The organism is Vibrio crassostreae, from assembly GCF_041439375.1.
GTDB classification, from domain to species: Bacteria; Pseudomonadota; Gammaproteobacteria; order Enterobacterales; family Vibrionaceae; genus Vibrio; species Vibrio crassostreae_D.
Genome location: NZ_JBGONY010000011.1, coordinates 22,498 through 35,816 on the forward strand (window position 1 = coordinate 22,498; position 13,319 = coordinate 35,816).

At 45.1% G+C, this 13,319-nt stretch carries 11 protein-coding genes; 3 read left to right on the forward strand and 8 right to left on the reverse strand.

All coding sequences use genetic code 11. The features are described 5' to 3' along the window. Positions 1-700: 700 nt before the first annotated feature. Positions 701-1,609: a Tim44 domain-containing protein gene (locus ACED45_RS07075; protein WP_371713621.1), complete on the reverse strand. Its 909-nt coding sequence runs from the start codon at positions 1,607-1,609 to the stop codon at positions 701-703. Between the two features lie 197 nt (positions 1,610-1,806). On the opposite strand from ACED45_RS07075, the gene ACED45_RS07080 reads away from it, so the two are divergent. From ACED45_RS07080 to ACED45_RS07090, 3 genes are all read left to right on the forward strand, one after another. Continuing rightward, positions 1,807-2,397 (forward strand): TetR/AcrR family transcriptional regulator, encoded by a 591-nt coding sequence (locus ACED45_RS07080; protein ID WP_017071712.1) that lies wholly within the window; start codon positions 1,807-1,809, stop codon positions 2,395-2,397. Between the two features lie 17 nt (positions 2,398-2,414). Next, positions 2,415-4,289, forward strand: a complete 1,875-nt coding sequence (locus ACED45_RS07085) for an MFS transporter (protein WP_108083411.1) — start codon at positions 2,415-2,417, stop codon at positions 4,287-4,289. A 146-nt stretch (positions 4,290-4,435) separates the two neighbouring features. Then, the gene (locus ACED45_RS07090) at positions 4,436-5,356 is read left to right on the forward strand and encodes a YeiH family protein (RefSeq protein WP_102432826.1); all 921 of its coding nucleotides are present in this window, start codon (positions 4,436-4,438) and stop codon (positions 5,354-5,356) included. A gap of 133 nt (positions 5,357-5,489) precedes the next feature. Here the strand turns inward: ACED45_RS07090 and ACED45_RS07095 are convergent, their stop codons facing one another. The 7 genes from ACED45_RS07095 to ACED45_RS07125 form a co-directional block, all read right to left on the reverse strand. Continuing rightward, positions 5,490-5,657 carry a hypothetical protein gene (locus tag ACED45_RS07095; protein WP_048664248.1) on the reverse strand — a complete coding sequence of 56 codons (168 nt, stop codon included), beginning with the start codon at positions 5,655-5,657 and terminating at the stop codon, positions 5,490-5,492. Between the two features lie 140 nt (positions 5,658-5,797). After that, positions 5,798-7,237 carry an o-succinylbenzoate--CoA ligase gene (menE, locus tag ACED45_RS07100; protein ID WP_371713622.1) on the reverse strand — a complete coding sequence of 480 codons (1,440 nt, stop codon included), beginning with the start codon at positions 7,235-7,237 and terminating at the stop codon, positions 5,798-5,800. A 51-nt stretch (positions 7,238-7,288) separates the two neighbouring features. After that, entirely contained in the window at positions 7,289-8,296 is a 1,008-nt protein-coding gene (menC, locus tag ACED45_RS07105; protein ID WP_371713623.1) for an o-succinylbenzoate synthase, read from the reverse strand. Between the two features lie 75 nt (positions 8,297-8,371). After that, positions 8,372-9,238 carry a 1,4-dihydroxy-2-naphthoyl-CoA synthase gene (gene menB / locus ACED45_RS07110; protein WP_017060170.1) on the reverse strand — a complete coding sequence of 289 codons (867 nt, stop codon included), beginning with the start codon at positions 9,236-9,238 and terminating at the stop codon, positions 8,372-8,374. A 102-nt stretch (positions 9,239-9,340) separates the two neighbouring features. Further along, positions 9,341-10,141, reverse strand: a complete 801-nt coding sequence (gene menH / locus ACED45_RS07115) for a 2-succinyl-6-hydroxy-2,4-cyclohexadiene-1-carboxylate synthase (protein ID WP_371713624.1) — start codon at positions 10,139-10,141, stop codon at positions 9,341-9,343. Between the two features lie 9 nt (positions 10,142-10,150). Beyond that, the gene (gene menD / locus ACED45_RS07120; RefSeq protein ID WP_371713625.1) at positions 10,151-11,875 is read right to left on the reverse strand and encodes a 2-succinyl-5-enolpyruvyl-6-hydroxy-3-cyclohexene-1-carboxylic-acid synthase; all 1,725 of its coding nucleotides are present in this window, start codon (positions 11,873-11,875) and stop codon (positions 10,151-10,153) included. Further along, a complete protein-coding gene (locus tag ACED45_RS07125; RefSeq protein WP_371713626.1) occupies positions 11,872-13,179 on the reverse strand; it encodes an isochorismate synthase in 1,308 nt (435 codons plus the stop codon). Before ACED45_RS07125 ends, menD begins: the two co-directional genes overlap by 4 nt. Positions 13,180-13,319: the final 140 nt, after the last annotated feature.

A 13,319-nucleotide genomic window follows, 5' to 3' on the forward strand; every position in this document is an offset into this window, starting at 1 on the left:
AAATCTGCCGGCACTGCCTTCGATGGTTCGAATCCGTCTCCCTCCACCATATTCTCCTTAATTGGAAGATCGAAAAGCCAGCTCATTGAGTTGGCTTTTTTTGTTTCTGAACGCGTTATTGAAAAGCCCTGTCTTATCAAGACAGAAGTTGAAACCGCTTCTGTCTAAGTTCAACACTTCAAACTTCTATCCGTAGATCTCATAACAAGATTGAATCTCTTAAAGATCATTGAGCACTCAGTCTCTCCAGGCTTCCATGTGGCGTCCACATACCAAGTAAGCAGCGCAACCTAAGCAGTTTGTAGATACATGCTCCTCACACTCATCCGCTATTTGTTGTTTCTGCTGTAGTGATGTTTCAGGTTCTAGTATCGGCTCGAAAAATTCAGTCGTCACGATTAATACCTCTATATTGGTTAGATAGCCTCGATTGAATATCTAAATAAAATGAGTAACTTGCGTTCAGCCTAACTCACTGTTAGCACAAAGTATCACTCTAAATAATTGTCGTGATGGTACTATTTTCTAGCAACGCGAATATCTAAAGAGCCGCATCTTCTGTAAGCCGAAGGCAAACGCCCTTCTTAAAATTTACAGTTCCAAACAACCGGACACAAAAAAGCCCCTACAGATTTCTCCGTAAGGGCTTTCAATAATCAAAGTAATGTCTAGTTAACTCATTTTTAGTTAACTATCGAGATTAACCTTGAATACCAACAATTAACCACGGTGCATTTTGAGTCGTTAAATCACGCTCTAAGTGCCAGATATCAGTGATATCTTCTTCAATGCCGTCCGCTGTATCACGGTAGCGACCGCTAAACTGAAGGCTTAGCTGCGCTTTGCTACCATCATGATCTGCGCGAACGATTTCAGCATCAACGTACATTACGTCTGTGTGCTGATCACCGTCCAGCTTATTACGCTCAACTTTTAGATCTTCAAATAGGCTTGGAGACACGTACTCTTCAATCGTGTTTAGCTCGTTGTGGTTCCATGCACCTTGCAGTGTACGGTAGTGCTCACGAGAGCCATTGATGAATGCCGCTTGATCAAAGCCTGGTGGGTAGTTATGTGGAACATCGCTTTGTGCACCAAAACCGAAACCACCAGCAGCGCCTTGTGATTGAGGCTGTGCTTGTTCGAAGTTATGAACGTTTGGTTGCTGCTTAGGTTGTTCAAACTTGTTCTGACCCATTCCGCCGAATGCTGGCTGCTGGCCACGTGCATTCTGCTGATTCATTGAGCCCTGCTTCGCACCCAACATTCCACGTAGGAATTTAAACGCTAGGAACGCAATCAGACCCATGATAAGAATATCCATAAACTGGATACCTTCAAATGCGCCACCAAAGAATGCTGCTAAAAGACCACCAGCAAGTAAACCACCTAGTAGACCGCCCATAAGGACTTTCTTGCTAGAGTTAGCTGCTGTGTTCTTACCCGTTTGATCTTGTCGGATCGAATTCGTGTTTTGTTGTTTTGGTGCTGGAGCCGTTTTAAAGCTTTTGCCAAATGACTTACCACCACCAAACTTTTTCGCTTCCGCGATTGGCGTCACCGCGACTGTTACCAACAGGATCGCGACTAGTGAGAAAAATCGTTTCATTATTATCCTTTATAGGGTTCTTTATCTTTCGACACCTTAATCATACTCGTTAACAAAGAACAATGAAATATTCACGGCCTTTACACATGTATCATAATATTGCGGCTATTAATTGATTACTAAACTAGCGAAGGGATTGACGGCACTCTGGGGCAGCATTAAAATATTGAACGATGTTCATTTAATAGAAAGTACCCATGGCAAGACGAAACGATCATACTCGCGAACAATTAGTGCAATTAACCTTAAAAACGGTGACCGACTTCTTAGAAGAGCACTCTTATCACGAGTTAAGTCTACGTAAAATCGCCAATATGATTGGTTACGTTCCAAGTACCTTGGTGAATGTATTTGGTAACTACAACCTATTGCTATTACATGTGGTCGCTCAAACATTAGATGAACTGGCGTCAGAATCTGCTGCAGCGGTTGAACAATCGAGCAACCCTCAACAAGCTCTATTCAACCTTGCATACTGTTACCACGATTTTGCACAAAAACACCCTCACCGTTGGCAGCTTATCTTTGAGCACAACATGAACGGTGAAAACCTTCCTGAATGGCAATCAAACCGCATCGATAGAATGACAGGTATGCTAGAGCAACTATTAATAGCTATTGCCCCTGAACATACTAAAAGCGAAGTCGTTAAAGCTAGCCGTGTATTATGGTCTGGAGTACATGGAATTACTCTACTCAGCGTTGATGATAAATTTTTCGCCGCTGAGCCAATCGATGGTAAAGAGTTGATCAATAACCTAGTCTCAAACTACTTAACCAACTGGTAATCATCCAAGGAAAGACAATGAACAACAGCAGCCAATCTTCGCTGTTAACGCAAAAAAGGTTCCTACCCTACTTTATTACCCAATTTCTAGGAGCCTTTAACGACAACATATTCAAAAATGTCCTGTTACTGTTTGTTGCTTTCGCAAGCGTAGACACGCTGCCTATTTCTAGCAATCTATTCATTAATTTGGCCGCTGGCCTGTTTATTCTGCCCTTCTTCCTATTCTCAGCTTTAGCCGGTGTACTGGCTGATAAATACGAAAAATCGTGGTTTATCCGTAAAGTTAAGCTCCTTGAAGTGGTGATTATGTCACTGGGTGCGATCGGATTTATCTATGAAAGCTACGGAATATTACTTCTGCTTCTGTTCCTTATGGGAACACAAAGTGCTTTCTTTGGCCCTGTGAAATACGCCCTGCTTCCACAACAGTTAGAAACAAAAGAACTGGTATCTGGTAATGCTCTCGTCGAAACAGGTACATTCTTAGCGATCCTGATCGGTACTCTAGGCGCAGGCATCATTGCATCTGAAGAAGGCGCAAAGCTCATTGCCGCAGTGTGTATTGTTTCGTTCGCCGTGCTTGGCTATGCATCAAGCTGCTTTATTCCACAAGCGCCAAGTAATGCACCAGACCTGAAAGTAAAGTGGCAACCTGTAAAGCTCACCCGTGCAACACTGGCGATTGCCAAAAAAGACCGCCCAACCTTTCAAGCTCTGATGTCTATAAGCTGGTTCTGGTTCCTTGGTGCAGCTTACCTAACTCAGTTTCCCAACTTCACCAAACTGCATCTAAACGGTACTGAAAGCTCAGTCGCCTTTTTACTGGCACTGTTCTCAGTAGGCATCGCGATCGGCTCTTTAGCTTGCGATAAGTTATCTAACCACCGCATTGAAATCGGCATCGTGCCAATGGGCAGCTTAGGTATCTCGATCTTCGGTCTTTTGATGGCAATATCTATCCCGGAGTCTTTACCCAACTTTAGCTCTTTCCACCAATTCGTAACCTATTCAGAGCTGTGGCCGCTATTTGCTTACCTTCTGCTATTGGGGATCTCTGGCGGTATCTTTATTGTTCCTCTGTATTCACTGATGCAGCTACGTGCCAAGCCAGATGAGCGTGCCCAAGTGATTGCCGGGCTCAATATTTATAACTCACTGTTCATGGTGGGAAGTGCGGTTTTAGGTATTGTTTGCCTCAGTGTTCTAGAGCTTTCAATTCCACAGCTGTTTGTGTTGCTCGCGTTGGGCAACACTTTGGTGATGCTGTACCTGTTTTATCAGGTTCCTATCTACGCTTTCCGCTTCTTTACGTGGGTGGTCACTCACACCATGTACCGAGTCAGGCATAAAAACTTACATCACCTGCCAGAAAAAGGCGGTGCGTTAATTGTCTGCAATCATGTAAGTTATATGGATGCACTGCTGCTGAGTGCGGTTTGCCCTCGTCTTATCCGTTTCGTGATGGAAGAGGAATACACCAAGTTGCCGCCGATTCGACGTTTCTTGAAAAGAGCTGGGGTGATTCCAATCTCAGCAACCAACCGCAGTTCGATACGAAACGCTTTTAAAGAAGTAGAGCGAGCCCTGCATGAAGGCCACATCGTGTGTATTTTCCCAGAAGGAAAGCTAACCTCTGATGGCGAAGTGGCTGAGTTCATGCGTGGTATGGAGCTAATTATCAAACGCTCCCCTGTCCCTGTGATCCCTATGGCTCTAAAAGGATTATGGGGAAGCTACTTTAGTCGTTACAAAGGCCGTGCCTGCAAAGGGCTACCCACTCGCTTCTGGACCAAATTAGAGATAGAAGCTGGCGAACCTATTGCACCTAAAGAAGCCTCTTGTGAAACTCTTCGACAGTCGGTGTCCAATCTTCGCGGATCTCTACGCTAGCTAACCAGCCCTTTATTCATATCAGCTGAACAAGCGTTAAGTTTTCCTTAACGTTTGTTCAATTCATTTAGACTTACTTATCATTTTATTGAACGTATAGTGGTCTCATTACAATAACATCACTACAAAACAAGACTCTAAATACAATGAACCTAAAAAAGTCCGTTCCGTTTTATCTTGCTGCGCTGTTTTGCTTAACGCCTTGGGTCAGCTCACCGACAGCCCTGGTTATCGGTTTCCTACTTGCTAGTTTAGGTTTAGTCCCTGAACACTTGGAAGTCGGCAAACTCACCAAAAAGCTACTAGCTTACTCGATTGTTGGCTTGGGTTTTGGCATTCAGTTTGAAAAAGCATTAGCGGTAACAGGCGATGGTATTGGTCTCATTGTAACGACGATTATCGGTACATTAGTCATTGGTTGGTTCTTGGCTAAGAGAATGGGGCTAGACCGCACAACGGGTTACCTTATCTCTTCTGGTACCGCGATTTGTGGTGGTAGCGCGATAGCAGCAGTGGCACCCGCGATCAAAGCAGACGATGAACAGATTGGTTTGGCGTTAGCCACTGTATTCGTGTTGAACTCGGTCGCTCTATTCTTATTCCCTATGATTGGTCACGCGCTTGAACTCAGCCAACAAACATTTGGTACTTGGGCAGCTATTGCGATTCACGATACGTCTTCAGTTGTCGGCGCAGCTTCAGCGTATGGCGAAGAAGCACTGACGACAGCGACCACATTGAAGCTCGCTCGGGCACTTTGGATCATCCCAATCGCTTTAATCAGTGCGATGCTCTTCAAGAACGATCAAAAGAAGATTACGGTTCCCTACTTCATTTTCTTCTATTGCGCTGCTATCGCAGTGAGTGACTTACTGCCACAATTTGAGATGGTTTATCAAGGAATCTTTGATGTGTCTAAGCGAGCACTGGTGGTGTGTTTGTTCTTAATTGGCTGTGGTATTTCAGTTGAGAAGTTAAAAGCAGCAGGACCGAAACCATTGATGTTTGGTATTACAATGTGGGTCATGATCTCGACAGGTTCATTGGCGTGGTTAACTCTCACCTAGACCGCAAGCGAACGCTCTAGATAGTTGCTCGATTACCTAGACACTCAGATTAGCGAATGACACAACAAAAAGGCAAAGCTCAAATGGGCTTTGCCTTTATCGTTTGTGGTAAAAATATTCTTTGTTGCAACAATCACGAATCAAACAGGGGCTTATCACTCTTCTTGCTCTCTCTTTTCATTAAAACGAGTACCACAACCAACACAAATGCGGTGAGTTCAGCCAACGAGCGAGTCAACCCTGACGAAGTAACCGCTTGGCCTATCTGCAGCAAAACCGCAATGATGAGGGCAATTTTCATAATAAGACCTTATTCTATAATCCGTTATTTATATGGCTTATTATGATTGATGGTTATAAAGATAATAAATTCTGTTTTGAACTATCTAATTGCTAAATTAACTAACTGCAGGCCAAGTGAACAAAAAACCTCCGACTCAATTAGTTAGAGCGCCGGTGTTGCAACAACCACTGCGCTAATCCCGCTCTCGACACCTTAATGCCCAGTTGTTCTTGCTCTGGCATGCGGTGGTATTCGATTGGGAACTTAAATCGCTCTAGGCTTCCTTGTAACTGTTCTGCAAACCAATCTTTGGTTGGCACTTGATCACAGTCCACAATGGCAACTGGCCTAAAACCAAATTCACGGTCTTCAACGGGTACGATAAAGGCTTGCTTAACTTCCGGCAGCTGATTGAGTGCACGCTCAATTTCTTCACAATGAATATTCTCACCGCCAGAAATAAATTGATTGTCGGCTCTGCCAATAATCGACACTTGCTCGCCATCCCACAAGCCAAGATCTTTACTGTCAAACCAACCGTGCTCGTCCACCAATGGTGTTAATTTACCTTGATGGTAATAACCAGAAGCGAGGGTATTGCCTCCAATATAGATACGTTGGTTTTCAATTTTCAATTGACGATGATTAAGCAAAAAACCAGCAGTGCTGCTCGCATCTACAGGCTTTGCCGTCACCGTTGAGGCTGCTTCCGTCATCCCATAACCAAGCCAAGTCTCAATCCCCATTTGCCGAGCTTCAAGGCCAAGCGCCTCTGGAATATGGCTACCACCCAAAAGTACATGAGTTAAAGTAAGTGCTTGCTTACTCTTTAACAATCGATGTAACTGAGTAGCCACCAATGAGGCATGACTGCAACCTTCTATATCGGTTTCAAGCTGGCCAGAACCTATTTTGATGCAGCCACCCGCAGCCAGCCAACGATGAACAATTGCCAACCCTGACACATGGTACATAGGTAAACTCAGTAACCAAGTGTTACCTTGTTGATAACGAAACACCTCAAGTAGCCCAGACGCAGAACATAAGTGCTGCTCAAGTGTATGGGCGACCGCTTTGGGGTTTCCAGTAGAACCTGAAGTGAATACGATGCTCGCTAGATTTTTCGGATTGAAGTTAGAGTCTTGAGATGTCGAGAGCCGATTGTCATCACCATCGACCTTAACTTCATTTAAGCAAGGCAAGGTCACCAACTGAGCATTCAAGTCCGTAGTATCAGATTGTTCTATGCCGCTACTGCCCAAAAACCAAAGGTAGCTCTGTTGATCTGCTTGATATAAGGCATCGAGCTTTTGCTTCAGGCGTAAACGAGGCTGAGGCATCGTTAATGCACAAACCACACCCAAATTGAGTGCGGCAAGGTAAACAGGGAGCACTTCAGCTTGGTTCTTACCAACAATCGTCAGTACATCACCTTCAGATAGGCCTTGATGAGATAGCTGTTGTTGGTACTCACTAACCAACACAAACACTTGTTGCCAAGTATAAGTACGGTGAGTAGTCACTAGCGCTGGTTGAAGTGGTTTTTGCTGCGCCCACTGTACCCAGAGCGGGTGATGATTAGATTGTGGGCGCATCATAAGATAACCAAGTTATAGATTGAAACTGACTAAGCCAACCGAACAGTCGGCCTATGAAGACCAAATCAGTTGCTGCTGCTCAAGAGTCGAAACAGGAAGTTGGCAACCCGGCCATGAAACTTCCAACTGTTGCTGATACAAGCCAATCGTATCCAGCCCCGGCACTTCATTTGGCAGATATTGCTGCGACAGACGAGCAATCTGAGTCAGACCTAGGCTCGACTCAATGCTTGAACTCAATACAGGTTTAATTCCAAGTTGCTGTGCACGCTCAATGATTGCCACACAACGCTCTACAGAGCCAATGAGAGTTGGCTTGATAACTACAGCTTTAACACCAGTAAGGTCGCTAAGATCAAACTCTGGATTACGCACAGCTTCTTGCAGTGTTTCATCCCAAGCAATCGCTACGCCGTGGTCAATAGCAAATGCCAAGCTGTCTTCCGGCTTTTGGCAAGGCTCTTCAATAAAGCTGATACGCTGACGTAATGAAGGCGAAATGTACTTAATGAACTGCTTCGCTTTTTCTGGCTTCCACGCACGGTTGGCATCAAGCCTTAGAGTCAAATCCGGAATCGATTCAAGGAATAAGCTAACCAGCATGCCATCGCGAATCGCTTCGTAGAGGCCGACTTTCACTTTTGCAACCTTCTCGCCTTCCATTTCATTTAGTACAGGGATCAGTTCATCTGGATCACCTGTACACAAAGGCGCAGCCTGGTAGTTACCTTCCGTGTTGAGTTCGCCTCGTAATTCCATCATCGCCATCGAAAAACCGAAGGCAACAGAAGGATATAGATCATTAAAAGGTGTTTGAGGGTTGTTGTGACTCCAAAGCTCTAATTCATGTTGCAGTTGAATACCGGCTTGTTCAGCATCTTCTTGGCTGAAGCCTGGCAGAGGCGCAACTTCACCAAAACCTGTTTTACCGTCACACTCTAGTTGGATGACATAGCCAACGCGTTCGTTCAACTTATTGTCACGAAGAACCACTCCACTATCCATAGGTAATTGATAACGGTAGAGTTTAGCGTGACGCTGAGAATTCACTGAGTTCATAAAGTTTCCTAAAAAACGGGGAACATCAAAACAAAACGAGCCGCTATTAGCGACTCATTTTTAAGAGGAGAAAGACTATGGATTACGCGGGAACTTGTCGAAGTCCGGTCGACGTTTTTCGTTAAATGCGTTGCGGCCTTCTTGGCCTTCCTCTGTCATGTAGAACATCATTGTTGCATTACCAGCCAACTCTTGTAGACCAGCTTGGCCGTCACAGTCTGCGTTCAGTGCAGCTTTCAGGCAACGCAGTGCCATTGGGCTATGTTGAAGAACTTCACGACACCAACGAACGGTTTCTTTTTCTAGGTCAGCGACAGGAACAACGGTGTTCACTAGGCCCATATCCAATGCTTCTTGAGCATCGTAGAAACGACATAGGAACCAGATTTCGCGCGCTTTCTTCTGGCCAACAATGCGAGCCATGTAAGAAGCACCCCAACCGCCATCGAATGAACCCACTTTAGGACCCGTCTGACCGAACTGGGCGTTTTCAGCTGCAATAGTAAGGTCTGCCATCATGTGAAGTACATGACCGCCGCCTACTGCCCAACCCGAGACCGCTGCGATAACTGGTTTTGGACAAGTACGAATTTGACGTTGGAAATCAAGTACGTTCAGGTGGTGTGTACCTGAGTCATCTTGATAGCCGCCGTAGTCACCACGAATACTTTGGTCACCACCAGAACAGAATGCCTTCTCACCAAGACCCGTCAAAATGATCACGCCTACTTTCTCGTCGTAACGAGCGTCAGCCAGTGCATTAATCATCTCTTTTACGGTTTGTGGACGAAACGCATTGTGGACTTGAGGACGCGCAATCGTGATTTTCGCAATACCATCGTCAGACTTGTGGTACTGAATATCTTCATATTGACTGCTTTCATCGCTCCAGTTAACTGCCGCGTAAAGTTCTTCTTCTGTGATGCCTACTGTTTTAGCCATGGTGATTCCCATTGTTCTATTAGAGACCACGACTAACGAGTAGTCGTGACGGTGTTGCTCTGCTTTTGATAGTGCTTGATACGAGAGAACCGCTCAGTCAGATTAACGACGACTGGCGATACATTGGATTATCAGGTTAGAAAACAGCTCGGGTTGCTCAAAATGAACATTATGACCCGCGTAATCCACCTGACTATATTCAAAGCCACTATTCTCAGCTAGCTCCATGAATTTACGATCTTTTTCTCCACATACATAATGCAATAAATGCTCATGAGATTTCAATGTGGCACGTAAATCCGGTTGCTTAGCTAACGAAGTAGATAACAACATATTTGCTACGGATACACCAAGGTTACCACTACGCTTTATGACCAAAGTTTGTCTTTGCTCATGATTTAGTGAAGAAAAGACGCTTTGTTGATACCAATCGTCTAAAACATCTTCAATCGACTGCTGTGCAAAGCGAACAGCCCACTGCGTATCATGTACTAACCTTTGTGCTCTTTCTTCATCACATTCCAAGCCAAAGTTGCCACCTTCAATGATGACTTTCTCTAGATTGAGCGTCTCAAAGCAAGGGCTTGTCACCCCATACATTGCAAGCCTTCCGCCCATAGAGTACCCAATCACTACGATAGGGTAATCGGCAGGAAGATCGTTGAGCGCCAGTTGAGATGTGATGCACTGGACAATTTTCTTGCAGCAATGATCAAACCCTACTGGATCGATAAAGCGACTTTGTCCATGTCCGGGTAAATCTATGCAAAGGAGAGGAAAGTCCTCGAGGAATGGATGACATGCACTCCAATCATCCCCGCTTCCGAGTAAACCATGTAAAAAAACAAGCAAAGGTTTGTCAGAAGAATCTTGTACAGCTGGGTAATAATTGGAGTAAAGCATGTAAAGTCCTTAGGCTAATGCCTCGGTGAGCATTGAGCTGAATTGTTTCAGCAAAGTAGACGCTTGTTCGGGAGGTGTCTTAACTTCCACGATCAAGGTACCCTGACCCTGTTCGAAATGTTGTTCGATAATGGTTTGGTAGCCATTCAAGGTTTCTGGCGCAGCGTATCCAAGCTGGAATTGCGCAGCAGCGTATTCAAAACTGAAACCATGAGGCATTTGATAAAGTGACTGTTTCTGTTGCTCAGGTACCGGCAACAAATCAAAGATCGCACCACCATCATTGTTAGTCACAACAATAACCATCGGCGTTAAATTATGAGTCAGCAAAGCCAGTGAGTTGAGGTCGTAAAGCAGAGAAGTATCACCAATCAACATCAACAGAGGGTTCTGGTTAACTTTCACTACACCCGCAGCCGTTGCCACCAAGCCATCAATGCCCGATGCACCACGATTACTATAAACTTGATTCGCAGATATTGACGACAGCATATCCACCAGCCTTACCATCAAGCTGTTTCCCACAAACAACTCTCTGTCTTTAAGTCTAGACGACAAGTCAACTGCAACACTCAACTCTGTCAGTTGGTCATTATTGGATATTTGTGCGAGTGCGAGTTGCTGAACGGTATTTGCAACCTTGATTAATGGCGTCGCCCAACCCGAATATTTGCCTAACAAAGTTGGCAGGTGTTGATCGGTGATCCATAACTCGATATTAGCAACAATATGAGTTTGCGGCAGATGGTCTTGGTTTATACGGTGCGCATCAGGTGAAACGACAACATATTGAGTGCTATCGAACAAAGCCGCTTGTGACTTAACCCATTGGTTTAATCGCTTAGAAACAATACGCTCACCAAACTGAAGAATGAAATCACACTGGTTGAGTTGCTGTTTAACGGAGTCACTCTGTAACCACAGATCATAATGCTTCCAATCACTGCTCACGCCCGATTGAGGGTCACAGAAAATCGGCCAACCCAAAGCAGAAGCAAACTGCTGCGCTTTTGTCGCCGCTTTTTTATCAATCGAACCAATAATCACCGCACCTTTACGCGCTAGATAATCGCCCGGCGCTAATGGCTGTACAGTCAAATGATTGGGTAAACAAGTATTAGAATACGGGCTTGTTGACGAGATCCACCTTGCGACACTGTTAGTGTAATCAGCATACATGTCAGCACTGTTCTTTGAATAGAGCGGCTCTGGAAACGGGCAATTAATATGAATCGCACCGCCAACATTGCGTTGTTTCGCAAGCGCGCTATCAACCGATGTTAGGAGCCAATTCAAAGAAACCTGTGTGGTTGGGCTTGGTAGATTTAAAGCACTTGCAACGTGGGAAGAAAAGATACCCTGTTGTTGAATCGCTTGATTAGCGCCGCAATCCACTAAATCGATTGGTCGATCAGAAGTCAGTAGGATCAGTTTCTCTCGTGTCAAACCAGATTCAGCCGTCGCAGGAAGCAAATTCGCAACAGCGGTTCCTGATGTCACAATCACCGCAACTGGTTTATCACTTGCTTTTGCTAAGCCTAAAGCTAAAAATCCAAGACCACGCTCATCAAAGTGCGTGTGTAAGGTTAACTTGGGGTTGGCTTCAGCTTCGAGAGTTAACGGTGTTGAGCGAGATCCCGGTGCAACACAAACATGTTCAACACCACTGCGGGCTAACTCTTCTAGTAACGTGTGACACCAAACTCTATTTAATACGGCTTGGTCGTGAATCATGACGCCACACCCAGTGGTGGGTGATCAGAAATTAGGCTGAGTAAAGTAGACATCTTCTTGTTCAATTCTTGCCACTCATGTTCGGCAACCGATCCCGGCACGATCCCCGCGCCAGCAAACAGCTGTACTTGATCATTTACAATCAAGGCGCTTCGAATCGCTACGCAGAATTCAGCTCGCTGATGGCTGATATAGCCCACAGAACCTGCATACCAACCTCGGGCAAACGGTTCGTGTTCAAGAATAAAATCCATCGCTTCTTTACGCGGCAAACCCGCTACAGCAGCAGTTGGCTGTAATGCAGCAAGTAACTGCACACCATTAACACCATTATTAAGCTGAGCATGGATATTGCGCTTCAAATGCTGCACCTTACGCAAGCGCACTAAGCGGGCATCCTTTTCAACATGGACCGTTTGAGAATGAGGAGTGAGACGCTCAATGATGTCGTCAACCACATACTGGTTCTCATTGAGGTTTTTGCTGTCTTGAGAAAGCCAGTTGGCCAGTTCCATATCCTCAGTAGCGTTCTCTCCACGACCAATGGTTCCAGCAAGCGCTTCGGTATCGAGCTCAGTACCATGTCGGCTATATAAGCGCTCTGGCGTCGAGCCAATAAAGCTGTGTTTAGAGTCCAGCACCAACATAAAGTGGAAACTGTGATGATTTTGCAGATAGCTGGCTTTAAGTAATTGAGCCGCACAAATAGGCGCATCGAGTTGTAGCGTGGTTTTACGCGCTAAAACGACTTTTTTATACTCTTCGTCGCTAATGCCTTGCAGCACTTTATCGACAAGGTTGCCCCACTGCTCTCTTTCTGGAACGTGATTGATCTGTTCAATATGGGCAGACAAAGGCACCAATATCGCCGCTTCAACGGATAACTTATTTAAGGCATTGATAGAAGCAACGCGATCAGGAGACAAGTTGACGGCCAGCGACCAAGTATTGTCAAAGCGAATTAATTCAACCTGAGGAAGGAAGAAAAACGATTCCATGCAGCGACGGTTCTTTGCGGTGTGCCCGTCAAATGAGCGCCCACCCCAGATTCGTTGGTCTTCACCAAGAATCGCGTAGGCGGGTGCAGGATCTGAAAACGTATGTAACTGTCCGAGCGCAACAACCTCTTCACGAGTGTCGCGTGACTGCCAATAGAACTTAGGAAAGAGCGGTTGAGCATGAAGCCATTCAATAAATGCAAACGATGGTTTTTGCGTTAGAACTTCAACACAACGAACTTCGCTTGCTTGGGCATTTTGTACTCGCTCAATCAAAGCGGAGATAGTTTGCTGGAAATGTGACAAATCAACCTCGTTCACATCTAAATTATTATTATATTAGTTTGATACTTTAAGGAGAGCACCCACTTAGATCAAGAATGTACTGTATCTTTTCAACATTCCTGTGATTTTAAACGATCCTACCCCTTTATTCATCTTAGCCA